A 25,715-nucleotide genomic window follows, 5' to 3' on the forward strand; every position below is an offset into this window, starting at 1 on the left:
CCAGACGCTACCGGACGGTCACATGCCGCGCCGCTTCCGGGGGGAGACGCAGAAGGGGTGGCCCGCCGGGTCCAGGAGGACGCGCCAGCGGGCGGGGTCGGGCTGGACCGGGGCGAGGACGGCGCCCAGGGCGGTCAGTCCGGCCACCGCCTCGTCGAGGTCGTCCACGTCGAAGTCCAGGTGCAGCTGGGCCGGGACCCCGCCCGACGGCCAGGTCGGCGGGCGGTGGTCCGCGACCCGCTGGAAGCCCAGGACCAGGCCGTCGCCGCCGACCAGGCCGGCGAAGTCGGCGCCGGAGCGCTCGTGCAGGGGCAGGCCCGTGGCCCTCGCGTAGAAACCGGCGAGGGCCAGGGGGTCGGCACAGTCGAGGTTCACCGCCGTCAGGTTCATCCGCATGCGCGGAGACTACGGGCGGGGACCGCCCTCCTCCGCCGCCGGGCCCTCCGGTCCCTCCGGGGCCGTCTCCCCGTCCACCGACGGTTCCTCCGGGTCCTCCGCCGCCGGGCCCTCCGGGGCCGCCTTCCCGTCCGCCGCCGGGTTCTCCGGGGTCGCTTCCCCGTCCGCCGCCGGGCCTTCCTCCGCCGTCTCCGGGTCCCGCTCCCCGCCGGGTTCCGGGGACACGGCCGGGCGGCCCGTCAGGGCGGCCAGGGAATTGCGGATGTGCTCCATGTGGGCGTGGATCTCGTCGCGCGCCTCGTCGTGCTCGCGCAGCACCCGCTCCGTCCCGCGCTCCGTCCGCTCGGCCCTCATCCGGGCCTCCGCCAGGATCTCCGCGGCCTTCGCCTCGGCGTCCTCCTGGCCGTGCCGGGCCTGCTCCTCCGTGCGGGCGAGGGCCCGGCGCTCCTCCTCCAGGCGGGCCTCGGCCTCCGCGATCCGCTCGGCGCAGCGGGCCTCCAGCCGGGCGGCCTCCGCCTCCGCGGCGCGATCGGCGTCGGCAAGGCCGGTGCGGTGCTCCTCGGCCTGCCGGGCCAGGAGCTCGGCCGCGCGGCGCCCGGTCTCCTCGTACGCCTCCGCCGCCGCCGTCCTGGCGCCCTCGGCGTCCCTGCGGGCGACGGTGGCGATCTCCCCGGCCCGCTCCCGCGCGGCCTCCAGGGTCGCCCGGGCCTGCGCCTCGGCCGCGGCCCGCACCCCTTCCGCGTAGGCGTCGGCGGCCTCCCGGGCCTCCCGCGCCGCCGCCTCGGCCGCCTCGGCGACGGCCTGCGCCTCGGCCTCGGCGGCGCGGACGAGCCGCTCGTCCTCCTGCTCCGCCAGCCTCAGGATCTGCTCGGCGGCCTCGCCCAGCGACTCGTACCGCTGCGGCTTCAGCGCCGCGACCGTCTCCCGCAGCCCGGCCAGCTCGGCCTCCCTCTCCTCGACGAGGGCCGTGAGCCGCGCGGCCCGCTCCCACGCCCCGTCGCGGTCCTCGGACAGTGCGGCGAGGTAGCGGTCGACCTGCTCCGGGCGGTACCCCCGGCCCCGTCCGACGGCGAAACTCATCCTGACGCCCCTTCCCTGTGGCCTCGCCCTCCAGGATGCGCCATAAGAACGGACAAAAGGCGCTCGATGTGATCACACATCGAGCGCCCTTCGTCACATTCCGCTCTCACGCGGCGTCAGATCCCGGACCGGCACCACCTCAGAGCAGGCCGTCCCACATCTGCTCCAGCAGCACCGACCACCAGTTCTCCGGCGACGACAGCGCCGCCGGATCCAGCATCGCCAGCTGCGCCTGGAAGTCGACCGTCCACCGCCCCGCCTGCTCCGGCGTCAACCCGAACCGCAGCCGCCACATCCGGCCCAGCAGCGCCATCGACCGCGTGAACTCCGGCAGCCCCGTGTTCACGAACTGCGGCGGCACCGGCGCCCCGCCCGGACCGGCCTCCACCGGCACCGCCACGATGTGCGCGGTCCCGTACTGGACGCAGATCGCCCGCCCGAAGTCCGAACCCAGCACCAGGTACGAGCCGGCGTCCGGCGCCGCCGGCACCTGGCGCTGCTGCGCCAGCTCCGCCAGCGTCGGCACCACCGGCATCGCCGGCTGCGCCCAGAAGAACGGCCCGAAGTCCGCCGGCAGCCCCGCCCACATGAGCGTCACCGCCACCAGCTCCGGCACGCCCTGCCGCGACACGGCCCGCTGGTCGAACCGCAGCACGCCCGGCCCGAAGGCACCCGCGAGCTCCTGCGCCACCCCCTCCGGAGGAACCGGCGGCGCCGGCTGCACCTGCGGCAGCGGGGCCCGGACCGGCGCGGGACGCGCCGGACCGTCCGCCACCTGGTGCAACTCGCCCTGATGGGTCAGCAGCTGCCGCATCCCCTGCTGACGACCCGCGTGATCGCGGCCGTACGGGGCGATGCTGGTGATCCGCGCCTGCGGCCACGTCTCGCGGATCATCCGCGCGCAGTAGCCACCGGGCAGCTCACACGACTCCAGCTCCGTGTGGAGTTCGAGCACCTGCTGCGGCGGCACCCCCAGCCCGCGCAGCTCGTGCAGGATCTGCCACTCCGGATGCGGGGTGCCCGGCGCCGAACGCCGGATGATCTGCTGCTCCGAACCGTCCGGCGCCCGGTACCGCAGCACCGCCTGGTACCCCGGACCCACCGTCGGCACCCCGGCCGGCGGCTGCTGCGGATACCCGTAGGCCGGAGCCGGAGCGGGCCCCGGCGCCGGAACCGGACCGGGAGTCCGCGGCGCCGCCGGAGCGGGCCCCGGCGGAGGCGGCGGCGCACCCGGACCCGCGCCCGGACCACCCGGCCCCGGCTGGGCCAGCATCGTCGGCGCGTGCTCGATGCCGTGCGCCGGCGTCCCCGGCCCACCGGGAGCACCCGGCGGAGGCGGAGGAGGCGGCGGCACCGCCGCACCGGGACCCCCCGGCCCCGGGTGCGCCAGCATCGTCGCCGCGTGGTGCACCGGCTGCGCGGGCGTCGCGGGACCCGGCGGCGCGGGCGGCGCAGGCGTCCCCGGCTGCCCCGGCACCGGCGCGGGCCCCGGAGGCGGCACGGGAGCAGGCCCGGGCGGCGGCGTCTGCGCCATCAGCTGCGTCGGCACGTACGCGGCCGCCGGCGCGGCCCCGCCCGCACCCGCACCCGGCACCCCCGGCGGAGGCGGGGGCGGCGGCGCGGCCGGACCCGGGGCCGTCTTCTTCGGCGGCAGCGTCGCCTTGCTCGTGGCCGCGTCCGCGATGTCCCCGGCACCCGGAAGACCCGGCGGAGCGACCGGAGGCGGAGGCGTCGCACCCGGCGGAGGAGTCGCACCCGGCGACGGGGCGGCGGCCGGATCCAGCCGCGGCGCCACCGCCGTCTTCGGCAGCGCGCTCCCGCCCTGCATCAGCGCCGTCGGCGCGTCCGCACCCACCGACAGCGGCGGCGCGTCCTCGTCGTCGGCCCCCGACAGCGGCGGCGCGAACACCGTCGCCGGCAGCGGCACGCCCTCCACTCCGCCGGAACTCGCGTTCGCGTCCGCCCACGGACTCGCCGGAACGGCCGGCACCGCCGGACCCGCCGGAACCCCGTCCATCGCCGTCGGCTCGTACGCCTCGTCCGACGCACCGGACGACACCGACGCGGACGCCGGAACGTCCAGGGACGCCAGCGGAATCGCCGCCGCGGGCGTCTCCGGCCCCTCCGGCACATCAGCCCCCGCGGACGACACCGACGCCGAACCCGAACCCGACGCCGAACCCGACACGGACACCGACGCCGAACCCGTCTCCGCGTCCGGCTCCACCTCCCCGCGCTCCTCCTGCGAGGCGTTCGGCCGCTGCGGCAGACCGATCTTGTCCGCCGCGTCCTGCAACCACTCCGGCGGACTCAACAGGAACGACGTCTGGTTCAGGTCGATCCGCGCCGACGGCACGGCCGGATCAGGCACGACCTCCTCCCCGACGCCCCCGTACTCCTCCTCGTACCGCCGGATCACCTCACCCACCGGCAACCCCGGCCACAGCGTCGCCTCACCCGAGTCCCGCGCGACCACCAGCCGCTGCCTGCCCACGTCCGACGTCGGACCGCCCTCCCGGCCCTCCGCCCACGCCACGAAACCCAGCGCGAACTCCCGCACCCTCACCTCCTGGTGCTGGTACGGCGGCAGATCGCCGTTGATCCACTCCTCGGCGCGCTCCTGCGCCTGCGCGAACGTCACCACAGCCGGCTCACCCTCCCACCGGGACCACGGGCACGGCACGCGCGAAGCCGCCGTCCACCATCAGATTCGCCACCGTCTCCAGCTCCGGCGGATTGCCGGCCAGCCGCAACAGGAACGCGTCGAAATCCTCACCACAGGGCAGCAGCAACCGCTCCACCCGCTCGCTCACCGACCACCCCGCGGCCTCCTCACCGGAATCCCGCACGTCGTCGTACGCACAGAACCACACCGAACCGACCCCGGCACCCCGCACCTTCACCGCCACCAGACCACCCTGCACGAACGCCACCCCCAGGTAGTCCTTCGTCAGGTGGTCCCGCAGACACTTGTTCACGTAGACGAGGTCGTTGACCCCCGCCTCCTCGCGCACCGTGAAGAACGGCTGGTCCACCAACAGCCCCAGCTCCGCGTCGAGCGCCGCACCCACCGGCGCGCACCCGCCCGCCACCTTCAGGAAGGAGCGGTACGCCCCCGGCAGCCGGTAACCGAGATCCTCCTCGACGCCCTGCAACTGCTGCTCCGACACCGGCATCCCGCTCTTCGGCAGCCCGAAGTGCACCGGACGGGTCTCCTGCAACGGCCGCGTCCCCCGCTTCGCGTGGTCCACCGCCGCCGTCGCCACACCACCGTGATGCCGCAACAACGCCTTCACCTCGACCGGCACCAGCTCGAGCCGACGCGAACCCGCCACGTGATGCCACGTCCAGCCGTGCGGCGTCGCCACCGCCGGAATCGTGTCCCACAGCTCATGACCGGTCGCCGCCATCGCCGCGTTCGCCGACACGTAATCCGTCAGCCGCAGCTCGTCGACACCGAAACCCTCCGGCGGCTCCGCGATCTCCGCCGCCGCACGCGCGTACGGCGAAAAGTCCGGAAAACCCCGCTCGTCCACCCGCACCCCTCGCGGATGCCGGGAAGCGCGCACCGGGTCCGGGAAGCGCACGACCTGCCCGGCATAGGCCGCGTTCGGTGGCGCGGTGGACTGCCCGAGCCGACCTGTCGTCATGGCGGTTGCCCCCTGCATGGCGTCACTGGCTGCTACTGCTAGCTCCTGCTGCCGGACCCCGCTGCGCACAGCGCGCCCGACCGATCCCGCACAGCCTATGCGCTGCCACAAGACCACGAACCGGCCCGCGCCCCCACCACCCCGCCCCGCACACCCACCGTCACCAACCGTCACGAACCCATGACGGGCCGACCACGGCTCCGACACACCGGCATGTCGAAACCCCCACCCGGCTTCCCCATATGGCTCCCTATTTGGCAGGCTGTGCACCGCAACTCGGGGGATTGCAGGAGGGGAAGACCAGCACCATGTACGCCAGCACGACGCCCACGCAGGGTGACCCACGCCTCAACTGGAGCAGCGACACCGACCACGGTCGCGCCCCCTTACTGCTCCACCGCCGCGACGGCATCCTCCCCGCCGTCGGGGCCGCCCTCTCCGTACGCGGCGAGACCCTCACCTGCACGGCGGGCCGCGGCGAGACACCCCCCGTCCTCCACCCCCTCGTGCAGGACTTCCTCGACACGCTCACCAGCGGCCAGCGGGAACGCTTCACCGGACGATGTCCCGAAGCCATCCTGCTCTCCCGGCACCTCACCGCCACCGAGAACGGCCGCTCCAAGCGCGCCCAGCGCAAGCCCCTCACCGCCGGCGAAGCCCGCCGCAGCCTCAAACACGCCAAACTCACCGCACGACGCATCCGCGAGGACGGCGACCCCCTCCACGGCAGCTACGCCGCACCCTGCCGCTCCTGCGCCGCCCTCCTCGACCACTTCGGCGTCCGCACCGTCACCCCCACCGAGAACGGCTGACCCGGCCCATGTCCGACACCACCCGCTTCCCCGTCAACGTCGACGCCGCCCTCCGCGACGCCGGCTGGCAACCCGGACGCTGGGACATCAAACTCGCCGAGGAATGGGCCGACGCCCTCCGCGCCCACGTCTCCCCCGCCGGCCACCGCCACAGCGTCTTCCCCGCCGTCGTCGAGGCCTGGGCCGAATTCGGCGGACTCCACCTCACCGCCCCCGGCCACGGACGCCACATAGCGCCCGCCACCCTCCGCTTCGACCCCCTCGCCGGCCTCCACCTCGCCCGCACCCTCGCCGACCTCGGCCGCGCCCTCGGCACCGAACTCGCCCCCCTCGGCGAAGAGGGCGACCACCAGGCCGTCCTCGCCATGGACGCCGAAGGCCGCGTCTACAGCCTCGACCACGCCGGCGACTGGTACCTCGGCCGCGACATCGACGCCGCCCTCGCCACCCTCGTCACCGGCACCCGGCCCACCCGCCTCACCACCGGCTGACCCCGCCGACCCTCACGACTCCCGCACGGGAACCACCGCCGACACCTTGAAACCACCGGCCTCCGTCGGCCCCGACACGAACACCCCGCCCAACCGCACGACCCGCTCCCGCATCCCCACCAGACCGTTCCCCCCACTCGGCAGACCCGCGTCCGCCGCCCCCGCGTCCGACGGACCGTTCTCCACCTGCACCGCCACCTCGGACCCCCGGTGCGCCACCCGCACCACCACCTCCGCACCCGGCGCGTGCTTGTGCACGTTCGTCAACGCCTCCTGCACCACCCGGTACGCCGTCCGCTCCACCTCCGGCGGACACCCCCCCGGCTCCCCCAGCTCCACCAGCTCCACCACGGCCCCCGCCAGCCGCGACTCCTGGCACAACTCACCCAGCGCATCCAGCCCCGGCCCCGCCGCCGCCTCCGCCGCCGCGGCCGCCGCCCGGCCCACCGCCGCCAAGGGCACCACGGCCGGAGCCACCGGACCCGGCTCCTCCCGCAACACCCCCAGCATCTCCCGCAGCTCCGTCAACGCCTGGCGCCCCATGTCACCCACCAGCGCCGCGTTCCTCACCGCCTTCTGCGGATCCTTCAACGCCACCGCCTGCAACGCCGCCGCGTGCACCACCATCAACGACACCCGGTGCGCCACCACGTCGTGCATCTCCCGCGCGATCCGCCGCCGCTCCTCCTGCCGCGCCCACTGCGCCCGCTGCTCCGCCCGGTCCGCCAGCAGCGACAACTCCTGCTCCAGCGAATCCGCCCGCTCCCGCAGGCTCTCCATCAGCCGCCGCCGCGCCCCTATGTAGAGCCCGAACAGCACCGGCGGCGCGTTCAGCCCCAGCGTCATGAACAACGCCATCACCGGCACGTACCAGGTGCTCGGGTCGAAGTCGTCCGCCTGCGCGGCGATGTCCCGCCGCATCTCCACGGCCGTCACCACGAACACGGCGACCGTCGCCATCCCCGCCAGCACCGCCGTGTACCGCCGCGGCACGTCCGACGCGGCCAGCGTGTACAGACCGACGATCCCCATCAGGAAACCCATCTCGGCCGGCGCCACCGCGATCGACACCAGCACCACGGCGATCGGCCACCGCCGCCGCACCAGCAGCACGGACCCCACCAGGAACCCGAACACCGCCCCGACGCCGTCCGGCACCCCCGCCCTCCCGGCGAACGCCACCCCCTCGGCGGCGCACTCCACCGCCGAGACAAGCGCCAGCCCCCCGTCGAGCACGACCCCCCGCCGCCGCGCCCACCACCACCACGTCCGCGCGCCCGGCGCGTCCCGATCTGCCCCCGTTGCGGTCATGCCCCCACCCTACGGGCGGCCCCCTGCGAAATCCGCAGGACGTCAACACCTCGCACACCAGTCCCTAGAACTGTTGAATCGCCGAAGTTTTCGACCCGAACGTCCGCATTCCGGACGACGCTCCTCACATGACCGCAGAAATGAACCGCTACGCGGACTTCGAGGGCCTCCGGGAACAGGCCCTGACCCTGCGCCGCGAGGGCCTCAGCCTCCGCCAGATCCGCGACCGGCTGAAGATCTTCAACAACGACCTCCTCCAGCGCCTGGTCAAAGGCGAACCCCCACCGGAGTGGACGAAGCGCCCCCGCGCCAAGGACGACCTCCGCGCCCGCGCCCGCGAGCTCCGCCTCCAGGGCATGACCTACGACCAGATCCAGGTCGAACTGGGCTGCTCGAAGAGCTCGATCAGCCTCTGGGTACGCGACCTGCCGAAGCCGGAGCGGCGGGATCCTGCCGAGCAGGCGCGTCTCGCCAGTCGGAAGCGCTGGGAGCACGAACTCGCCGTGCGGGACGAAAGGCGCCGAGCGACCAAGGCCGATGCGGCCCGTTCCGTCGGTGCGATGTCCGAGCGCGAACTACTACTGGCCGGCGTCGCCCTCTACTGGGCAGAAGGCACCAAGGACAAGCCGTACGACCGTCGCGAGAACGTTATCTTCGTGAACAGCGACCCTGGAGTCATCCAGCTCTACCTGGCCTGGCTGCGCCTCCTGAACGTCGAGCCGGAGCGGCTCGCGTACCGCGTCATGATCCACATGACGGCCGACGTCGAGGCGGCCGAACTCTACTGGGCCGACCTGGTCGGAGTGCCCGTTTCCGCTCTCCAGAAGACGACGATCAAGAAGCACAACCCGAAAACGGTCCGCAAGAACGTGGGAGAGGACTACCGGGGCTGCCTGGTGATCCGTGTCGCGCGAGGAGCCGAGCTCTACCGGCGCATCGAGGGCTGGTGGTCTGGCATGGTGGAGGCCCAACGCCTAACCGCGTAGGCTAACCAGGCCATCCCGGGTTGCTCTGTCGGCAGGGGCAACTGGACTTTGAATCCAGGTAAGACGCAGGTTCGACTCCTGCCCCGGGAGCCCACCGAGTTCGGGCCCTGACCTCCCAGGTCAGGGCCCTTCCGCATGTCCGGGTCCTGACCCCCCGGTATCCTTCGTGCGTCCACCACCCAAAGCCGAAGGGCATATCCGTGAGCGCCAACCGCCCCCAAGTTCTCGGCTCCGCTCGAACAGGGGGGACCCCCTTGGCAGCCGTCGTCGTCCTCGCAGCGGGTGAGGGCACCCGCATGAAGTCCAAGACCCCCAAGGTCCTGCACGAGATCGCCGGGCGTTCGCTCGTCGGGCACGTGGTGTCGGCCGCGCGGGAGCTGGAGCCCGAGCACCTCGTGGTGGTCGTGGGGCACGCGCGGGAGCAGGTGCGGGGGCACCTGGAGGAGGTGTACCCGGGGACCCGTACCGCCGTGCAGGAGGAGCAGAACGGCACCGGGCACGCGGTGCGGATGGCTCTGGAGGAGCTGGGCGCGGCGCCCGAGGGGACCGTGGTCGTGGTGTGCGGCGACACGCCGCTGCTGTCGGGGGCGACGCTGAAGGCGCTGGCCGAGACGCACGCCGGGGACGGGAACGCCGTGACCGTGCTGACGGCGGAGGTGCCGGACGCCACGGGCTACGGGCGGATCGTGCGGGACCTGGCGACGGGTGCCGTGACGGCGATCGTCGAGCACAAGGACGCCTCTCCCGGCCAGCTGGACATCCGGGAGATCAACTCCGGCGTGTTCGCCTTCGACGGCGTGCTGCTCGCCGAGGCGATCAAGCAGCTGCGGACGGACAACAGCCAGGGCGAGGAGTACCTCACCGACGTGCTGTCGATCCTGCGCGAGGCCGGGCACCGGGTCGGCGCCTCCGTGGCGGCGGACCACCGGGAGATCCTGGGGATCAACAACCGGGTGCAGCTCGCCGAGGCGCGGGCGCTGATGAACCGGCGGCTGCTGGAGGCCGCGATGACGGCCGGCGTGACCGTGGTCGACCCCTCCTCGGTCGTCGTGGACGTGACGGTGACGTTCGAGCCGGACGCCGTGATCCACCCGGGTACGCAGCTGCTGGGCGCGACGCACGTGGGCGAGGACGCGGAGGTGGGCCCGAACACGCGGCTGACGGACACCGTCGTGGGCCGGGGCGCGCGGGTGGACAACGCCGTGGCCGTCTCCGCCGAGATCGGCGAGGGGGCTTCCGTGGGGCCGTACGCCTATCTGCGGCCGGGTTCGAAGCTCGGGCCGAAGTCGAAGGTCGGCACCTACGTCGAGACGAAGAACGCGACGCTGGGCGAGGGCACGAAGGTTCCTCACCTGTCGTACGTGGGTGACGCGACGATCGGCGAGTACTCGAACATCGGTGCCGCGAGCGTGTTCGTGAACTACGACGGGGTGGCGAAGCACCACACGACGATCGGGTCCCACTGCCGGACCGGTTCGGACAACATGTTTGTGGCTCCTGTCACGATCGGGGACGGGGTCTACACCGCTGCCGGGTCCGTGATCACGAAGGACGTGCCGGCGGGTGCGCTGGCCGTCGCCCGGGGCCAGCAGCGGAATATCGAGGGCTGGGTCGCCCGGAAGCGGCCCGGCAGCGCCGCCGCGAACGCCGCCGAGGCGGCTTCGGAAGGGTCCGCCGGCGAAAGCTGACCGGAAACAGGTACGTCGATCGAGGCGTACCGTGATAAGTGCACACAAATTCGGCTGGTTCGCACACGCGCCCGGGAGGACCGGGAGCGCGGGTCTTGCGGCCAGGGAACACGTCTGAGGAGACAGTGCTGTGACCGGGATCAAGACGACCGGCGAGAAGAAGCTGATGCTCTTCTCCGGCCGCGCCCACCCCGAGCTGGCCGAGGAGGTCGCGCACCAGCTGGGCGTCGGTCTCGTTCCGACCAAGGCGTTCGACTTCGCCAACGGTGAGATCTACGTCCGCTTCCAGGAGTCGGCGCGCGGCGCGGACTGCTTCCTGATCCAGAGCCACACGGCTCCGATCAACAAGTGGATCATGGAGCAGCTGATCATGATCGATGCTCTGAAGCGGGCCTCGGCCCGGAGCATCACCGTGATCGTGCCGTCGTACGGCTACGCCCGTCAGGACAAGAAGCACCGCGGTCGCGAGCCGATCTCGGCCCGTCTGGTGGCGGACCTGATGAAGACGGCCGGTGCGGACCGGATCCTGACCGTGGACCTGCACACGGACCAGATCCAGGGCTTCTTCGACGGCCCGGTGGACCACCTGTCGGCGCTGCCGGTGCTGGCGGACTACGTGGGCACCAAGGTCGACCGCGAGAAGCTGACGATCGTCTCCCCGGACGCGGGCCGCGTGCGGGTCGCCGACCGCTGGTGCGACCGTCTGGACGCCCCGCTGGCGATCGTGCACAAGCGCCGTGACAAGGACGTCGCCAACCAGGTGACGGTGCACGAGGTCGTCGGTGACGTGAAGGGTCGCGTCTGCGTCCTGGTGGACGACATGGTCGACACCGGCGGCACGATCTGCGCGGCGGCCGAGGCGCTCTTCGCGCACGGTGCCGAGGACGTGATCGTGACGGCCACGCACGGCATCCTGTCGGGTCCGGCGGCGGACCGTCTGAAGAACTCGAAGGTGAGCGAGTTCGTCTTCACGGACACGCTGCCGGTGCCGGGTGCGCTGGAGCTGGACAAGATCACGGTGCTGTCGATCGCGCCGACGATCGCGCGCGCGGTGCGCGAGGTGTTCGAGGACGGTTCGGTGACGAGCCTCTTCGAGGAGCACTGAGCCTTTCCGTTCCCGTGCCGGAGGGCCGTCTTCCCCGAGGGGGAGGCGGCCCTCCGGCGTTCCCCGGTGGGTGATCCATTTGGGGGGCCGGGGGCGGGCGGGTAGACTGCCGGGGTTGCTCGGCGAGGGAGGCCGGTGCCCGTTCTCGGGTCGGCGCTCCGTTATCGACGCGCTCTTCGTAGCAGGCCATCGCCAGTCGGCGGCCGGGTGACAGTCACGACCGTCACCGCCCCCTACGAGGAGTGCACATGTCCGAGGTCAAGCTCGCCGCCACCGTCCGTACCGAGTTCGGCAAGGGTGCCGCGCGCAAGATCCGTCGCGCCGCCGCCGTTCCGGCCGTTCTCTACGGTCACGGCTCGGACCCGATCCACCTGACCCTGCCGGCGCACGACACCGCCATGGCGCTGCGTACCCCGAACGTCCTGCTCGCGCTGGACATCGAGGGCAAGGGCTCCGAGCTCGCCATCCCGAAGGCCGCCCAGCGTGACCCGCTGAAGGGCAGCCTGGAGCACGTCGACCTCCTCCTCGTGAAGCGCGGCGAGAAGGTCACCGTCGAGGTTCCGGTCGTCGCCGAGGGCGAGCTGGCCGCCGGTGGCAACCTGCTGGAGCACGTCCTCAACACCCTCTCCGTCGAGGCCGAGGCCACCCACCTCCCCGAGGCCGTGACGGTTTCCGTCGAGGGCCTGGAGGCCGGTGCCTCCGTCACCGCCGCCGAGATCGCCCTGCCGAAGGGCGTCACCCTGGTGACCGAGGCCGACGCCGTGGTCCTCCAGGTCCTGGCCGCCCAGGCCGAGGAGCCGGCCGCCGAGGCCGCCGAGGGTGACGAGGCCGCCGAGGCCTGAGCCGTAGGCTCTTGTCCGACGTGACGGGGTGACGGGCCGTGCGGCCCGTCGCCCCGTTTCTCTGTGTCCGGTGCGAATGGCGAATGAGGAGATCTCGATGACCGACGACGCGAACGCGCCCTGGCTGATCGTCGGCCTCGGCAATCCGGGGCCGGAGTACGCGGCCAACCGTCACAACATCGGTTTCATGGTGGTGGATCTGCTGGCGGAGCGGATCGGCGGGAAGTTCAAGCGGGCGCAGAAGGCGCAGGCGCAGGTCCTGGAGGGCCGGCTGGGTCCGGTGGGTCCGGCGGGGCGGCGGGTGGTGCTGGCGAAGCCGATGTCGTACATGAACCTGTCGGGCGGTCCGGTGACCGCGCTGCGGGACTTCTACAAGGTGCCGACGGCGCACGTGGTGGCGGTCCACGACGAGCTGGACATCGACTACGCGACGCTGCGGTTGAAGCTCGGGGGCGGGGACAACGGGCACAACGGTCTGAAGTCGATGACGAAGGCGATGGGCGCCGACTACCACCGGGTGCGGTGCGGAATCGGTCGTCCGCCGGGCCGGATGCAGGTGGCGGACTTCGTGCTGAAGGACTTCTCCTCGACGGAGCGCAAGGAGCTGGACTGGTTCGTGGACCGGTCGGCGGACGCGGTGGAGTGTCTGGTGACCGAGGGTCTGGAGCGGGCGCAGTCGGCGTACAACTCCTGAGTCCGGCGTGCGGCCCGTACGACTGTACGATCGCGGGTCATGACGCACGTCCGTAACGCCGCCATGGTCCTCGTCGCCGTCCTGCTCGTGGTGGCGGGGGTGTGGGCGTCGTGGGGTTCGGCGCAGCACGTCCTGCTGGCGAAGGGGCGTGAGCACGGGACGCTGACGGTGACGGGGTGCACGGACGAGCGGTGCAGCGGGACGTACGCGCCGGAGGATCCGGGGTCGTCGCGGCGGACGCTGACGATCGGGCGGTCGGTGGCGGCGGGTCCGGGGTCGGTGATCCCGGTGGTGGTGAAGCCGGGGACGGACGAGGGCGTGCGGACCGGCTGGGGCGGTGGGCTGCACGCGTGGCTGCCGCTGGGCGGGGCGCTGGTGCTGGCCGCGCCGCTGGTGGCGGGGGGTCTGCGGTTGCGGCGGACGGCGTGGTCGCTGGCGGGTGCGGGGGCGGCGTTGTGGGTGGCGGCCTTCCTGACGCTGTGAGGGGCGCCCGGGTGTGGCCGGGTCGGCGCCTGTTTCCGGCGGGATCGTTATGTGCCTCTGGGTTAAGCGGGGCTTAAGGCTGCGGATAGGCTGCGAGCGCCACCTCCCACGGCATCCCTCATTCCACAGATGGACGATTGCACATGCGACGCTCCCTCATACCCGCCGCCACGCTCGTCGCGGCCCTGGCGGGCTCCCTTGCTCTGGCGCCGATCGCCTCCGCGACCGGTGGCAAGTCGACGTACGAGCTTCCGCTGCACCAGCCGACGCCGATCACGGCGGCCGGCTTCAAGCAGGGTGAGTGCCCCGACACCATCCCCGCCGACCAGGACGGGTGGCACTTCGTGATCCCCGGCGGTGGCGTGAACTTCGTCAAGCTGACGGTCACGTTCAACGACGGTGCCCCGATCGAGATCACCTCGTTCGGTCCGCCGAAGGACGACCACGCGTACGTGGCCTCGGAGGCCGGTGCGAAGCTGACCTCCGCCGTGGCGATCGTGGACGGCAAGGTGGACCAGGGCTTCTTCAACCTCTCCCACACCTGCGCGGCGGAGGGCGAGGAGACCACCGGGGGCAACTCCACCGGTGAGACCTCGACCGGCGGGACCACCACGGGTGGGACCACGACGGGTGAGACCTCGACCGGCGGGACCACCACGGGTGGGACCACGACGGGTGAGACCACCACCGGCGGGACCACCACGGGTGAGACCACCACCGGCGGGACCACCACGGGTGAGACCACCACCGGCGGGACCACCACGGGTGAGACCACCACCGGTGAGACGACCACCGGCGAGTCCACCGCCACGGGTGAGACGACCGCCACGGGTGGGGCCTCCGCGACCGGTGGCTCCTCCGCCACCGGTGAGACGACCGCCACGGGCGGCGACGCCGCCACCACCGGTGACGTCAAGGGCAAGACCGACACCAAGGGCGGCTCCGAGGAGGGGAACCTCGCGGAGACCGGGGCCGGTGCGCCGATCGGCGTGATGGCCGGCGTCGCCGCCGCGCTCGCCGCGGCCGGTGCGTTCCTGGTGATGCGCCGCCGCAAGGCCGCGCAGAACTGACGCGCCCCGTCGTAGGACGGGAAGTGCCCCCGCGGGAGAGCCCGCGGGGGCACTTCTTCGTGTGCGGGGGTCAGCCGGTGTTGCGGAGGCCCGCCGCCACGCCGTTGACCGTCAGGAGCAGGGCCCGCGCGAGCAGCGGGTCCGGATCCTGGCCGGCCTCGGCGGCCGCGCGCTGGCGGGCGAGGAGGGCGACCTGGAGGTAGGAGATCGGGTCCAGGTAGGCGTCGCGGATGGCGAAGGTCTGCTGGAGGACCGGGTGGGAGTCGAGGAGCTTCTCGCCGCCGGTGACCCTGAGGACCTCCTCGACGGTGAGCGCGTGCTCCGCCTCGATGGCCTCGAAGACGTGCTTGAGCTCGTCGGGGACGAGGGTGTCGACGTAGTGGCGGGCGATCCGCAGGTCCGTCTTCGCGAGCGTCATCTCGACGTTGGAGAGGAAGTTGCGGAAGAAGTGCCACCGTTCGTGCATCTCGCCGAGGACCGCTTCGAGGCCGGCCTCGCGCAGGGCCTTGAGGCCGGAGCCGACGCCGTACCAGCCGGGGACGATCTGGCGGGACTGGGTCCATCCGAAGACCCAGGGGATGGCGCGGAGTCCGTCGAGGGAGACGCCGGAGCCGGGGCGGCGGGAGGGCCGCGAGCCCAGGTGCAGGTCGGCGAGCTGGTCGACGGGGGTGGAGGCGAGGAAGTACGCGGGCAGGCCCGGGTCCTCGACGAGCTTGCGGTAGGCGGTGTGGGCGGCCTCCGAGACGGTGTCCATGGCGGCGTCCCAGCGGGCCAGGGCCTCGTCGGACTGGCGGGGCGCCGTGTGCAGGGCGGAGGCCTGGAGGGTGGCCGCGACGGTCAGTTCGAGGTTCTCGCGGGCCAGCGACGGGATGAGGTACTTGTCGGAGATGACCTCGCCCTGCTCGGTGACCTTGATCTCGCCCTCCAGGGTGCCCCAGGGCTGGGCGAGGATCGCGTCGTGCGAGGGGCCGCCGCCGCGGCCGACGGTGCCGCCGCGGCCGTGGAAGAGGCGGAGGCGGACGCCGTAGCGGTGGGCGACGTCGCGGAGCCTGCGCTGGGCGCGGTGGATCTCCCACTGGGAGGTGGTGATGCCGCCGAACTTGGAGGAGTCCGAGTAGCCGAGCATGACCTCCTGGACGTCGCCGCGCAGGGCGACGAGGCGGCGGTAGGAGGGGTCGGCGAGCATGTCGTTGAGGATGACGTCGGCGGCGCGGAGCTCGTCGGTGGTCTCCAGGAGCGGCACGATGCCGATCTTGGCCCAGCCGGCGTGGAGGTCGATCAGGCCGGCCTCGCGGGCGAGGACGGTGGCGGCGAAGACGTCGTCGGCGCCCTGGCACATCGAGATGATGTAGGACTCGATGACCTCGGGGCCGAAGCGCTCGAAGGCTTCCTTGATTGTGTGGAAGACGCCGAGGGTCTTCTGGCCGTCGGCGTCGAGCGGTGCCGGGGTGGGGGCCAGGGGGCGGCGGGAGCGGAGTTCCTTGGCGAGCAGCCGCTGCCGGTAGTCGCGGGGCATGTCGGCGTAGCGCCAGGACTCCTCGCCGAGGCGGTCGAAGAGCTGGCCGAGGGCGTGGTGGTGGGCGTCGGCGTGCTCGCGGACGTCCATGGTGGCGAGCTGGAGGCCGAAGGCGGCGAGGGTGCGGATGGTGCGGTCCATGCGGCCGTCGGCGAAGAGGCCGCCGCGGTGCTCGCGCAGGGAGGTCTGGATGAGGGTGAGGTCGCGGATCAGTTCGGCGGTGCCGAGGTAGTCGCGGCCGTCCTGGTGGGGGGTGCCGGCGGCGAGGCGTTCGCGGGTGTTGAGGAGCTTCTGGCGGACGCAGGTGGCCTTGAGGCGGTAGGGCTCCTCGGCGTTGAGCCGCTTGTAGCGCGGGCTGATCTCGGGGAGGAGGTCGAGGTCGCGCTGGAGGGAGTCGAGGAGTTCCTGGGTGGCTCCGGTGTAGCGGATGGAGTTGGAGAGCAGGCCGCGGAGGAAGTCGATGAGTTCCAGGGCGTCGGTGATGCCGTGTTCGTGCTGGAGGATCAGGACGTCCCAGGTGACCTGGGGGGTGACGTTGGGGTTGCCGTCGCGGTCGCCGCCGATCCAGGTGCCGAAGGTGAGCGGGCGGGTGCCGGCGGGCAGCTCGTAGCCGACGCGTTCCAGTTCGGCGGCGAGGTCCTCGAGGACGTCGCCGACGGCGCCCGCGTGCAGCTCGTCGAGGTAGTAGATGGCGTTGCGGGCCTCGTCGGAGGGCTCCGGGCGGACGACGCGGAGTTCGTCGGTCTGCCAGATGAGGTCGATGTTCTCGGCGAGCCTGAGGTCGTGGCGGCGCCGGTCGGACTCGATGACCGGGCTTTCCAGGAGGGTGCCGATGCGGCGGAGCTTGTTGAGGACGGAGCGGCGGGCGGCCTCGGTGGGGTGCGCGGTGAAGACGGGGCGCACGTTGAGGTTCTTGACCGTCTCGCGCACGTGCGCGGGGTCGCCGTCCTTGAGCATGTCGGCGGTGCGGGCGAGGAGGCCGCCCTCGGCGGCGCGCTTCTCGCGGAGTTCGCGGCCGCGGTGGACCTGCTCGGTGACGTTCGCGAGGTGGAAGTAGGTGGAGAAGGCGCGGACGAGCTTGGCGGCCGTCTCCAGTTCGACGCCGCGCAGGAGCTCGGCGGCGGCGTCGCCGTCCTCGCGGGTGAGGCGGCGGACCTTCTCGACGAGGTCGAGGAGCTCGTGGCCCTCCTGGCGTACGAGGGTCTCGCCGAGGAGGTCGCCCAGTCGGCGGATGTCGGCGCGCAGCTCGGCGTTGGTGGTGGGAGTCTGGTCGGCACTGCTCACAGGTGCGGCTCCTTGCAGTGTTCAAGCACGTCTGGAGGGTTCTGGAGGCTTGCGGACCGCGCTGTCCGACGCTCCCAGGATAGGTGTCCATTCCCTGGACGTGGGGGAGCCCCCCGCTTGTGCCCTCTTGCCGCGTGCCGCCGCGCTGCCATACTTACGTCGCCGTAGGTTACGCATCCGTAGCCTCGGCCGGTCTTTTCCGGCCTCACCCTTCCCCTCACCCTCCAGGGACACGTATGACCATCACCCCCGAGGCGCCCTCGGCGTCCGAGTCGTCCAGTCAGGTCCGGGCGCTGCCCCCCGCCACGCTCGGCGGCGACAGCAAGGGCTCCGTCGAGCAGTTCGCGCTGGGGCTGTTCATCGTGGTGCCGTTCGTGGCGCTGCTCGCGGCGGTGCCGCTGGCCTGGGGCTGGGGGGTGAGCTGGCTGGACCTGGGGCTGATGACGGCGATGTACTTCATCGGCTGCCACGGCATCACGATCGGTTTCCACCGGTACTTCACGCACGGGTCGTTCAAGGCGAAGCGGCCGCTGCGGATCGCGCTGGCGGTCATGGGGTCGCTGGCGGTGGAGGGGCCGCTGGTGCGCTGGGTGGCGGATCACCGCAAGCACCACAAGTTCTCGGACGCGGAGGGCGATCCGCATTCGCCGTGGCGGTTCGGGGACACGGTCCCGGCGCTGCTGAAGGGCCTGTGGTGGGCGCACATCGGCTGGATGTTCGACGAGGAGCGGACGCCGCAGCACAAATACGCGCCGGATCTGATCAAGGACCCGGCGATCCGGCGGATCTCGCGGCAGTTCGTGCTGTGGACGGTGGTGTCGCTGGCGATTCCGCCGGTGGTCGGCGGTCTGGTGACGTGGTCGTGGTGGGGGGCCTTCACGGCGTTCTTCTGGGGTTCGCTGGTGCGGGTGTGTCTGCTGCACCACGTGACGTGGTCGATCAACTCGATCTGTCACGCGGTGGGCAAGCGTCCGTTCAAGTCGCGGGACCGTTCGGGGAACGTGTGGTGGCTGGCGGTGCTGTCCTGCGGCGAGTCGTGGCACAACCTGCACCACGCGGATCCGACGTCGGCGCGGCACGGCGTGCTGAAGGGGCAGGTCGACTCCAGTGCGCGGCTGATCCGCTGGTTCGAGCTGGCGGGCTGGGCGTCCGACGTGCGGTGGCCGGCGCAGTCCCGTATCGACGCCCGGCGGCAGGCCGCGCCCTCCGACGCGGCATGATGGAGGACGTGGCGATCGACGGCAGTTCCAGCAGCCCCAGTGGTACGAGCGGTTCCGGAGCGAAGCCCCGGCGGAGCCGCCGGGTGCGGATGACCGGTGCCGAGCGCCGGGAGCAGCTTCTGGACATCGGTCGGACGCTCTTCGCCGCGAAGGGTTTCGAGGGCACGTCGGTGGAGGAGATCGCGGCGAAGGCCGGGGTCTCGAAGCCGGTGGTGTACGAGCACTTCGGCGGCAAGGAGGGGCTGTACGCGGTCGTGGTCGACCGGGAGATGCGGCAGCTGCTCGACGGGGTGACGGGGGCGTTGACCGCCGGTCATCCGCGGGAGCTCCTGGAGCAGGCGGCCTTCGCGCTGCTGGACTACATCGAGAACTACACGGACGGGTTCCGGATCCTGGTCCGGGATTCGCCGGTGGCGCAGTCGACGGGTACGTTCGCGTCGCTGATCAGCGACATCGCGACGCAGGTCGAGGACATCCTGGGGCTGGAGTTCAAGGCCCGCGGCTTCGACCCGAAGCTGGCGCCGCTGTACGCCCAGGCGCTGGTGGGCATGGTGGCGCTGACCGGCCAGTGGTGGCTGGACGTCCGCAAGCCGAGGAAGGCCGAGGTGGCGGCGCATCTGGTGAACCTGGCGTGGCACGGCCTGGACGGCATGGAGCAGAAGCCCCGGCTGATAGGGCACCGGAAGAGCTGACCCTCTGCCGGGTCCTGCCTCCCGCCCGGTCCGGGCCGGTCCGGGCCGCCGGTGCCGGGCCCCGGCGCCGGACCTGACGGATCCCGAAAAGATTCGTTGCCGTCTCAACGATCAAGGTTATGATCCCCCCACATCCGGGGGGGTGTCCGCCCTCCGCACGTGCCGTTCCGCCGTGCGGAGCAGGCGCGGAGCCCTGCCCTGGAACCTGTTCTCACGTTCCCCAGGGGGGGATCACTTTGCGTACCGCTTTCTCCCTGCGCGGCCGCCGTCTCGCCGCGTGCACCGCGCTCGCCCTCTCCGCCGGCATGCTGCTGGCGACCCCCGCCGTGGCCGAGCCCGCGCCCCGGCCCTCCGCGGAGCAGCCGCGCCGCTCGGCGGAGCCGCTGCCCGAGCTCGACCTGTCGAAGCTGCGCGACGGCGCCCCGGCCCGGGCCGCGCAGGCCGCCCAGACGGCTCCGTCCCGGTTCGACGTGGACGGCGACGGCCTCACCGACCTGCTGGTCCGCAACTGGAACGGCGGGCTCGACGTCGTGACGAGCGGTTCGGGCGACGGCGGCGCGTGGGCCCGCTACGGCGCCGAGGAGGTCCCGCTCGACCTGGTCCCGCTCGGCGACCTGAACGGCAGCGGCCGGCCCGAGGTGCTGGTGCTGACCCAGTACGGCAAGGCGGAGCTGCACGGCGAGTCCTTGCTGGACGGCGGCTCGCACTACTGGACCGGCGGCGGCTGGGGCGTCTACAACAAGGTCTTCACGCCCGGCGACGTCGACGGTGACGGGCGCGCCGACCTGCTGGCCCGCAAGCACAACGGCGAGCTGTACTTCTACCGGAGCACCGGCAACCTCTACGCGCCGTTCTCGGCGCCGGTGAAGGCGGGTGTCGGCTGGGGCGCGTACGACCAGCTCGTCGGCATCGGCGACAACGACGGGGACGGCCGGGGCGACGTGGTGGCGCGGACGCCCCGCGGCGAGCTGTTCTTCTACAGCGGCACCGGTGTGAAGACCAGCCCGTTCAAGCCGAAGCGGTCCATCGGCCTCGGCTGGAACGCGTACAACCAGATCTTCTCCGTCGACGACGTGAACGGCGACGGCGTCGCGGACCTGTTCGCCCGGCGGGTCGACGGTTCCCTGTGGGTGTACAACGGCCGGGGCAACGGCACGTTCCTCGCCCCGGGCCGCCTGTCGGACGCCGGCGGCTTCATCGGGGTCGACCAGTTCGCGGGCTCCGGCTCGATCCCCTCGTCGGGCAAGAACGCGCTGCTGGCCCGGACGGCCGGGGGCGCCCTGTACTGGTACGGGGCGAAGAACAACGGCCGGCTGACCGCGCGCGACCCGCTGGAGGGGGGCGACTGGTCCGGTCTGGCGCTGGGCTACGCCTCCTCGCTCGACGCGGACTCGTACCCCGACCTCTACTTCACCCACGAGGGCACCTTCTACAAGAGCAACTTCACCGCCGGCGGCTGGGGTCCGTACAACCACGTCTTCGGTCCCGGTGACCTGAACGGCGACGGCAAGGGCGACCTGCTGGCCCGGGACCGCTCGGGCGTGCTGTACCTGATGCGCGGCAACGGCGAGGGGACCGGTTTCGCGTCCCGGATCCGGGTCGGTGCGGGCTGGGCCTCGTACAACCGCCTGGTCGGTGCCGGTGACGTCTCCGGCGACGGGCGGGCGGACATCCTGGCCCGGGACGGCTCGGGCACGCTGTGGCTGTACAAGGGCACGGGCGTCTCGACCCGTCCCTTCGCCACCCGCGTGAAGGTCGGCGGCGGCTGGAACGCGTACCGGCAGATCGTCGCTCCGGGCGACGTGGACGGCGACGGCCGCGCGGACCTGCTCGCGACGACGTCCGGGGGCACGCTGTACCGCTACCACTCGACGGCCGCGGCCGGCGTCTTCTCGGCGCGGGCCAAGGTCGGCGACGGCTGGCAGATCTACCCGAACCTGTACTAGGCCGGGGCTCCGGGGCCCTGTCACCGTCCGGTGGCGGGGCCCTCTCGTTCGGAAACCGTTCGCCTGGATGTCGGGGGCGGGCGTTACACTCACGCACACATCCGGGAGGGTGTTCGCCCTTCGGGCGCAGGTGCGCGCGGAGGCGGTGCGGAACCCGTCCCGGTACCCACATCTTCACGTTTCCCCAGGGGGGGATCCTTTGCGTTCCATGTTCTCCGGGCGTGGCCGCCGCGTCGCCGCGTGCACCGCTCTCGCCCTCTCCGCCGGCATGCTGCTGGCGACCCCCGCCGTGGCCGACACCCCGGCGCCGCGCGCCTCGGCCGAGAAGCAGGACCCGTCGTTCACCCCGCCGCAGCAGCTGCCGCGCGCCGGCCAGGACGGCGCCCGCGCGGGCGTCGCCGCCGCCGGGGCCGGCTCCTCGCTGCTGTCGGACCTGGACGGCGACGGCATCGACGACCTCATCTTCCGCGCCCTCGACGGCCAGCTGTACACGGACCTCTCCGAGGACCCGTTCGAGCTGTACCGCTACGAGTCCGGTGTCGCGAAGGACATCATCCCGATCGGCGACCAGGGTGGGGACACCACCCAGCCCGAGGTGCTCGTCGTCTCCGAGGACGGCACGCTCACGCTGTACCAGGACGCCGACCCGACGGGCACCCCGTACGAGCACCGGGTGGGCGGCGGCTGGCAGGTCTACAACAAGATCGTCTCGCCCGGTGACGTGAACGGCGACGGCCTCGCCGACGTGATCGCCCGCGCCTTCGACGGCCAGCTGTACCTGTACCCGGCCACCGGCGACCTGGACAAGCCGCTCGGCGGCCGCATCCCCGTGGGCGGCGGCTGGCAGGGCTACGACCAGCTGGTCGGCCTGGGCGACGGCAACGGCGACGGCCTCGGCGACCTCTACGCCCGCGACACCACCGGCACCCTCTGGTGGTACGCCGGCACGGGCAACACGACCCGCCCGTTCGCCACCCGCAAGTCCATCGGCGCCGGCTGGAACGCGTATAACCAGATCCTGCCCGCCGGCGGCGGCAGCCTGTTCGCCCGCACCCCCGCGGGCACGATGTACCTCTACCTCCCGAACGGCAACGGGACCCTCGGCGGCCGCACGATGTACGGCGAGGCGGGCCTCTTCGCGGGCATCGCGCAGTTCGCGGGCGCCGGCAGCATCCCGTACACCGGCAAGGAGGGCGCCATCGGGCGCGACTCCCAGGGCACCCTGTGGTGGTACGCCAACAACACCAAGGGCGGCCTCTACTCGCGCGACATGCTCTTCGACACGGGCTGGTTCCTGGGCGCCACCTACGCGCACCTGTCCTCGATGAACCCGGACGCGTCCTCCGACCTCGCCGTGGTCGAGGACGGAGAGCTGTACGTCGAGGGCAACCTCATCGGGGCCGGCTGGGGCGCCTACAACACCCTCGTCGGTCCGGGCGACCTGAGCGGCGACGGCAAGGCCGACCTGCTCGCCCGCGACAGGAGCGGGGTCCTGTACCTCTACAAGGGCAACGGCCAGGGCGACAAGTTCTCCGCGCGGATCCGCGTCGGCGCCGGCTGGGGCGCGTACAACAAGATCCTCGGCGCCGGCGACTACACCGGTGACGGCCGCACCGACCTGCTGGCCCGCACCACCGGCGGCGACCTGTACCTGTACGCCGGCACGGGCAAGGAGAGCGCCCCCTTCGGCGCCCGCAAGCTCATCGGCAGCGGCTGGAACACGTACAAGCAGCTGGCCGCCCCCGGCGACCTCAACGCCGACGGCAAGGCCGACCTGCTCGGCGTCGCCTCCAACGGCGACCTGTACCGCTACCTGGGCACCAGCCCGAGCAAGTTCTCCGCCCGTCTGCGGATCGGCACGGGCTACCAGATCTACAACAACTTCTCCTGACGCCTCACGGCTCCCGACGGGCCCCGCACCGGATTCCTCCGGTGCGGGGCCCGTCCGCGTCCCTCACGCCGGGGTGCGGGCCACCGCGAAGACGCGGCGGAAGGGGAAGACGGTGCCGTGCGGGCCCGGGGGGTAGGCCTCGCGGAGGAGGTCGCGGTACTGGGCGAGGAAGGCATCCGTCGCTTCGGGGTCGTCGGCGAGGGCGGTGAGGACGGGGCGCAGCGCGGTGCCCTTGACCCAGTCGAGGACGGGGTCCTCGCCCTGGAGGAGCTGGCAGTAGACGGTCTCCCAGACGTCCGTCTCGCAGCCGAGGGCGGTGAGCCGGGCGAGGTAGTCGGCGGGGGTGAGGATGTGGACGAAGCGCCGGCCCTGGCCGGCGAGGCGGGCGCGCCACTCGGGGCGGGCGCAGAGTTCGCCGAGGAGGGCGTGGCTGGGGGAGGTGAAGTTGGCGGGGACCTGGAAGGCGAGGACGCCGCCGGGGCGCAGGCCCCCGGTCCAGGCGGCGAAGGACTCGGGGTGGTTGGGGACCCACTGGAGGGCGGCGTTGGAGACGATCAGGTCGTAGGGCTCGGCGGGGGTCCAGTGGGCGGCGTCGGCGGGGCGGAAGTCGATCCAGCCGCCGCCCGAGGTGGTGCCGGACCAGTCCTTCCCGGCCCGTTCGAGCATCTCGGGCGAGAGGTCGAAGCCGGTGATGTGGGCGTCGGGCCAGCGCTCGGCGAGGAGGGCCGTGACGTTGCCGGGGCCGCAGCCGAGGTCGGCGATGCGGGCGGGGCGGTCGCCGTTCGGGAGCCGGGGTATTCGCTGGAGGAGGTCGAGGAAGGGGCGGGTGCGGTGGTGGGTGTGGCGGAGGTACTGCCGCGGGTCCCAGACGGGTGCGGCGACGGTTTCCACGGAATGCATGTTCGATGTCCCCTTGCAGGCGTGAGTCGGCCAAGCGGAACCGGGTTTCGGCCGGGTCCCTTCCCCTCTCACCCGGAAATTATATCTCGAAATCAAGATTCATGACATCGAGATACTCGAATGCAAGAGACTTTATGTCAACAGACCCACTACACTGATCACATGGAGGACGAGGTCGACCGGCTGGTCGCTGCATGGCGCCGTGAGCGCCCGGACCTCGACGTGGAACCGTTGGAGGTCCTCAGCCGCGTCTCCCGGCTGGCCCGGCACCTCGACCGCGCCCGGCGGCTCGCCTTCTCCGAGCACCAGCTGGAGCCGTGGGAGTTCGACGTCCTCACCTCGCTGCGCCGCGCCGGAGCCCCGTACCAGCTCTCCCCCGGCCAGCTCCTCACCCAGACCCTGGTCACCTCGGGCACCATGACCAACCGCATCGACCGGCTCACCAAGAAGGGCCTGGTCGAGCGGCTGCCCGACCCCAGCGACCGGCGCGGGGTGCTGGTCCGGCTCACCCCCGAGGGGCGGGACCGGGCCGACGAGGCGCTCGCCGGGCTGCTCGCCCAGGAGCGGGCCATCCTCGCCCAGCTCTCCCGCCCCCAGCGCGCCGAACTGGCCGCCCTGCTACGCCGGCTGACCGCCCCGTTCGACAACGTCCCCGGCTAGGGCCCGCTCCGGGAGCGGCGCCGGGCCCACGCCCGCCCGCCGGGCCAGCGCCACCGCCGCCAGCGTCGAGTGGACGCCCAGCTTCCCCAGCACGTTCTGCATGTGCGTGCGGACGGTGTGCGGCGAGAGGAAGAGCCGCTCGGCGACCGCCTTGCGGCCCAGGCCCGCCACCATGCAGCGCAGCACCTCCCGCTCGCGCGGGGTCAGCGACTCCACCAGCCGCTCGCTCTCCGTCCGGTGCTTCCGGACCGCCGTCAGCTCCCGCAGCACCCCGGTCAGCAGCGCCGGCGGCAGGTGCGTCTCGTCCCGCAGGACGCCGCGGACCACGGCGAGGAGCCGCTGGAGCGAGCAGTCCTTCGCCACCCAGCCGCAGGCCCCCGCCTGGAGCGCCAGCGCGGCGCGGCGGGCGTCGTCCTTCTCGGCGAGCACCACCGTGCGGACCGCGGGCTGGACCTTCCGCACCCCCGCGACCAGCGAGATCCCGTCCACGACGGGCCCGCCGTCCGGCCCCGGGGGCACGGCCGCCGGGGCCGCGGGCAGCCCGCCCAGGTCGGCGTCGACCAGCAGCACGTCGAAGCGGCGCCCCTCGGCGGCCGCCCGGTCCAGACAGCGCATGGCGGCGGGGCCGCTGCCCGCCGCGGCGACGTCGACGTCGGGCTCGGCCGCCAGCGCGGCCGCCAGCGACTCGGCGAAGACGCGGTGGTCGTCCACCACCAGGACCCGGATTCGTGCCACGGACACCCCCAAGTGTCGAGGAGAGACCGGCGCGGTACGGCGCCGGGGGCGGGTCCGTCCGGCGCACGGCCGCCGCCGTGCCCAGACTGCTACCCCCGCTCCCGGCGCCGTACCCGACGGGTCTCGCTCCCCTGAACGGCACCGGCCCCCACCGGTGCTGCCCACACATTAGGGGGGCGGCACGGCACTGCGGGGGCCGATTGGCGGAAGTGTCCGAACTCGGCGGTCCTTGGGGGTCCGTCGGACGCGGCCGGGCGTCGCCC

Annotated in this window: 21 protein-coding genes, 1 tRNA gene and 1 pseudogene; 15 read left to right on the forward strand and 8 right to left on the reverse strand. The window is 72.6% G+C overall.

Translation table 11 applies throughout. From position 1 onward, the window contains the following. Window positions 1-18: 18 nt before the first annotated feature. The 4 genes from ACFW6A_RS06890 to ACFW6A_RS06905 all read right to left on the reverse strand — a co-directional run bounded on the left by ACFW6A_RS06890 (window position 19) and on the right by ACFW6A_RS06905 (window position 5,126). Window positions 19-396 (reverse strand): VOC family protein, encoded by a 378-nt coding sequence (locus ACFW6A_RS06890; RefSeq protein ID WP_386481631.1) that lies wholly within the window; start codon window positions 394-396, stop codon window positions 19-21. Window positions 397-405: 9 nt separating this feature from the next. After that, window positions 406-1,476, reverse strand: coding sequence for a cellulose-binding protein (locus ACFW6A_RS06895; protein ID WP_386639183.1), 1,071 nt, complete (start codon window positions 1,474-1,476; stop codon window positions 406-408). A 139-nt stretch (window positions 1,477-1,615) separates the two neighbouring features. Next, window positions 1,616-4,120 carry an SUKH-4 family immunity protein gene (locus tag ACFW6A_RS06900; protein ID WP_386639186.1) on the reverse strand — a complete coding sequence of 835 codons (2,505 nt, stop codon included), beginning with the start codon at window positions 4,118-4,120 and terminating at the stop codon, window positions 1,616-1,618. Window positions 4,121-4,127: 7 nt separating this feature from the next. Then, window positions 4,128-5,126 carry an SMI1/KNR4 family protein gene (locus tag ACFW6A_RS06905; protein WP_351843547.1) on the reverse strand — a complete coding sequence of 333 codons (999 nt, stop codon included), beginning with the start codon at window positions 5,124-5,126 and terminating at the stop codon, window positions 4,128-4,130. A gap of 308 nt (window positions 5,127-5,434) precedes the next feature. Between ACFW6A_RS06905 and ACFW6A_RS06910 the strand changes: the two genes are divergently transcribed. Beyond that, window positions 5,435-5,938, forward strand: coding sequence for a YwqJ-related putative deaminase (locus ACFW6A_RS06910; RefSeq protein WP_351843545.1), 504 nt, complete (start codon window positions 5,435-5,437; stop codon window positions 5,936-5,938). Window positions 5,939-5,946: 8 nt separating this feature from the next. After that, window positions 5,947-6,429 (forward strand): SUKH-3 domain-containing protein, encoded by a 483-nt coding sequence (locus ACFW6A_RS06915; RefSeq protein ID WP_351843543.1) that lies wholly within the window; start codon window positions 5,947-5,949, stop codon window positions 6,427-6,429. Between the two features lie 12 nt (window positions 6,430-6,441). Here ACFW6A_RS06915 and ACFW6A_RS06920 read toward each other — a convergent pair whose 3' ends face one another. Further along, window positions 6,442-7,740, reverse strand: a complete 1,299-nt coding sequence (locus ACFW6A_RS06920) for a sensor histidine kinase (RefSeq protein ID WP_386481643.1) — start codon at window positions 7,738-7,740, stop codon at window positions 6,442-6,444. A gap of 128 nt (window positions 7,741-7,868) precedes the next feature. On the opposite strand from ACFW6A_RS06920, the gene ACFW6A_RS06925 reads away from it, so the two are divergent. From ACFW6A_RS06925 to ACFW6A_RS06960, 8 genes are all read left to right on the forward strand, one after another. Next, the gene (locus ACFW6A_RS06925; RefSeq protein WP_386481646.1) at window positions 7,869-8,726 is read left to right on the forward strand and encodes a hypothetical protein; all 858 of its coding nucleotides are present in this window, start codon (window positions 7,869-7,871) and stop codon (window positions 8,724-8,726) included. A gap of 13 nt (window positions 8,727-8,739) precedes the next feature. Beyond that, window positions 8,740-8,816, forward strand: a tRNA-Gln gene (locus tag ACFW6A_RS06930). A gap of 110 nt (window positions 8,817-8,926) precedes the next feature. Next, window positions 8,927-10,414, forward strand: coding sequence for a bifunctional UDP-N-acetylglucosamine diphosphorylase/glucosamine-1-phosphate N-acetyltransferase GlmU (glmU, locus tag ACFW6A_RS06935; RefSeq protein ID WP_386481649.1), 1,488 nt, complete (start codon window positions 8,927-8,929; stop codon window positions 10,412-10,414). A gap of 130 nt (window positions 10,415-10,544) precedes the next feature. Continuing rightward, the gene (locus tag ACFW6A_RS06940) at window positions 10,545-11,519 is read left to right on the forward strand and encodes a ribose-phosphate diphosphokinase (protein WP_043227344.1); all 975 of its coding nucleotides are present in this window, start codon (window positions 10,545-10,547) and stop codon (window positions 11,517-11,519) included. 248 nt (window positions 11,520-11,767) lie between these two features. Then, window positions 11,768-12,361: a 50S ribosomal protein L25/general stress protein Ctc gene (locus tag ACFW6A_RS06945; RefSeq protein WP_351843533.1), complete on the forward strand. Its 594-nt coding sequence runs from the start codon at window positions 11,768-11,770 to the stop codon at window positions 12,359-12,361. 97 nt (window positions 12,362-12,458) lie between these two features. Beyond that, on the forward strand, window positions 12,459-13,055 hold the full coding sequence (pth, locus tag ACFW6A_RS06950; protein ID WP_351843531.1) for an aminoacyl-tRNA hydrolase: 597 nt from the start codon (window positions 12,459-12,461) through the stop codon (window positions 13,053-13,055). A 39-nt stretch (window positions 13,056-13,094) separates the two neighbouring features. Next, window positions 13,095-13,538: a hypothetical protein gene (locus ACFW6A_RS06955; protein WP_351843528.1), complete on the forward strand. Its 444-nt coding sequence runs from the start codon at window positions 13,095-13,097 to the stop codon at window positions 13,536-13,538. A 143-nt stretch (window positions 13,539-13,681) separates the two neighbouring features. Further along, complete coding sequence (locus tag ACFW6A_RS06960) at window positions 13,682-14,608, forward strand: LPXTG cell wall anchor domain-containing protein (RefSeq protein ID WP_386639190.1); 927 nt, start codon at window positions 13,682-13,684, stop codon at window positions 14,606-14,608. A gap of 70 nt (window positions 14,609-14,678) precedes the next feature. Here the strand turns inward: ACFW6A_RS06960 and ppc are convergent, their stop codons facing one another. Next, window positions 14,679-17,408: a phosphoenolpyruvate carboxylase gene (gene ppc, locus ACFW6A_RS06965; RefSeq protein ID WP_351843523.1), complete on the reverse strand. Its 2,730-nt coding sequence runs from the start codon at window positions 17,406-17,408 to the stop codon at window positions 14,679-14,681. Between the two features lie 236 nt (window positions 17,409-17,644). Between ppc and ACFW6A_RS06970 the strand changes: the two genes are divergently transcribed. The 4 genes and pseudogenes from ACFW6A_RS06970 to ACFW6A_RS06985 form a co-directional block, all read left to right on the forward strand. After that, window positions 17,645-18,628 carry a fatty acid desaturase gene (locus tag ACFW6A_RS06970; protein ID WP_351843520.1) on the forward strand — a complete coding sequence of 328 codons (984 nt, stop codon included), beginning with the start codon at window positions 17,645-17,647 and terminating at the stop codon, window positions 18,626-18,628. Next, window positions 18,625-19,320 carry a TetR/AcrR family transcriptional regulator gene (locus ACFW6A_RS06975; protein WP_351843518.1) on the forward strand — a complete coding sequence of 232 codons (696 nt, stop codon included), beginning with the start codon at window positions 18,625-18,627 and terminating at the stop codon, window positions 19,318-19,320. Before ACFW6A_RS06970 ends, ACFW6A_RS06975 begins: the two co-directional genes overlap by 4 nt. A gap of 236 nt (window positions 19,321-19,556) precedes the next feature. Next, window positions 19,557-21,266 (forward strand): VCBS repeat-containing protein, encoded by a 1,710-nt coding sequence (locus tag ACFW6A_RS06980; RefSeq protein ID WP_351843515.1) that lies wholly within the window; start codon window positions 19,557-19,559, stop codon window positions 21,264-21,266. Between the two features lie 1,324 nt (window positions 21,267-22,590). Further along, window positions 22,591-22,986, forward strand: a pseudogene (locus ACFW6A_RS06985) (FG-GAP repeat domain-containing protein); the annotation flags it as partial. Between the two features lie 234 nt (window positions 22,987-23,220). Here the strand turns inward: ACFW6A_RS06985 and ACFW6A_RS06990 are convergent. Continuing rightward, a complete protein-coding gene (locus ACFW6A_RS06990) occupies window positions 23,221-24,057 on the reverse strand; it encodes a trans-aconitate 2-methyltransferase (protein WP_351843510.1) in 837 nt (278 codons plus the stop codon). Window positions 24,058-24,219: 162 nt separating this feature from the next. Between ACFW6A_RS06990 and ACFW6A_RS06995 the strand changes: the two genes are divergently transcribed. Continuing rightward, the gene (locus ACFW6A_RS06995; protein ID WP_030494707.1) at window positions 24,220-24,717 is read left to right on the forward strand and encodes a MarR family winged helix-turn-helix transcriptional regulator; all 498 of its coding nucleotides are present in this window, start codon (window positions 24,220-24,222) and stop codon (window positions 24,715-24,717) included. Here the strand turns inward: ACFW6A_RS06995 and ACFW6A_RS07000 are convergent. Next, window positions 24,676-25,452 carry a response regulator transcription factor gene (locus tag ACFW6A_RS07000; RefSeq protein ID WP_351843506.1) on the reverse strand — a complete coding sequence of 259 codons (777 nt, stop codon included), beginning with the start codon at window positions 25,450-25,452 and terminating at the stop codon, window positions 24,676-24,678. The two genes, ACFW6A_RS06995 and ACFW6A_RS07000, sit on opposite strands and share 42 nt — an antisense overlap. Window positions 25,453-25,715 lie beyond the last annotated feature (263 nt).

The organism is Streptomyces sp. NPDC058758 (assembly GCF_042746075.1).
Lineage (GTDB): Bacteria > Actinomycetota > Actinomycetes > Streptomycetales > Streptomycetaceae > Streptomyces.

Coding starts and splice junctions, on each gene's coding strand:
- ACFW6A_RS06890 (WP_386481631.1), bottom strand. CDS start 396: ATGCGGATGAACCTGACGGCGGTGAACCTCGACTGTGCCGACCCCCTG.
- ACFW6A_RS06895 (WP_386639183.1), bottom strand. CDS start 1,476: ATGAGTTTCGCCGTCGGACGGGGCCGGGGGTACCGCCCGGAGCAGGTC.
- ACFW6A_RS06905 (WP_351843547.1), bottom strand. CDS start 5,126: ATGACGACAGGTCGGCTCGGGCAGTCCACCGCGCCACCGAACGCGGCC.
- ACFW6A_RS06910 (WP_351843545.1), top strand. CDS start 5,435: ATGTACGCCAGCACGACGCCCACGCAGGGTGACCCACGCCTCAACTGG.
- ACFW6A_RS06915 (WP_351843543.1), top strand. CDS start 5,947: ATGTCCGACACCACCCGCTTCCCCGTCAACGTCGACGCCGCCCTCCGC.
- ACFW6A_RS06920 (WP_386481643.1), bottom strand. CDS start 7,740: ATGACCGCAACGGGGGCAGATCGGGACGCGCCGGGCGCGCGGACGTGG.
- ACFW6A_RS06925 (WP_386481646.1), top strand. CDS start 7,869: ATGACCGCAGAAATGAACCGCTACGCGGACTTCGAGGGCCTCCGGGAA.
- ACFW6A_RS06945 (WP_351843533.1), top strand. CDS start 11,768: ATGTCCGAGGTCAAGCTCGCCGCCACCGTCCGTACCGAGTTCGGCAAG.
- pth (WP_351843531.1), top strand. CDS start 12,459: ATGACCGACGACGCGAACGCGCCCTGGCTGATCGTCGGCCTCGGCAAT.
- ACFW6A_RS06955 (WP_351843528.1), top strand. CDS start 13,095: ATGACGCACGTCCGTAACGCCGCCATGGTCCTCGTCGCCGTCCTGCTC.
- ACFW6A_RS06960 (WP_386639190.1), top strand. CDS start 13,682: ATGCGACGCTCCCTCATACCCGCCGCCACGCTCGTCGCGGCCCTGGCG.
- ACFW6A_RS06970 (WP_351843520.1), top strand. CDS start 17,645: ATGACCATCACCCCCGAGGCGCCCTCGGCGTCCGAGTCGTCCAGTCAG.
- ACFW6A_RS06975 (WP_351843518.1), top strand. CDS start 18,625: ATGATGGAGGACGTGGCGATCGACGGCAGTTCCAGCAGCCCCAGTGGT.
- ACFW6A_RS06990 (WP_351843510.1), bottom strand. CDS start 24,057: ATGCATTCCGTGGAAACCGTCGCCGCACCCGTCTGGGACCCGCGGCAG.
- ACFW6A_RS06995 (WP_030494707.1), top strand. CDS start 24,220: ATGGAGGACGAGGTCGACCGGCTGGTCGCTGCATGGCGCCGTGAGCGC.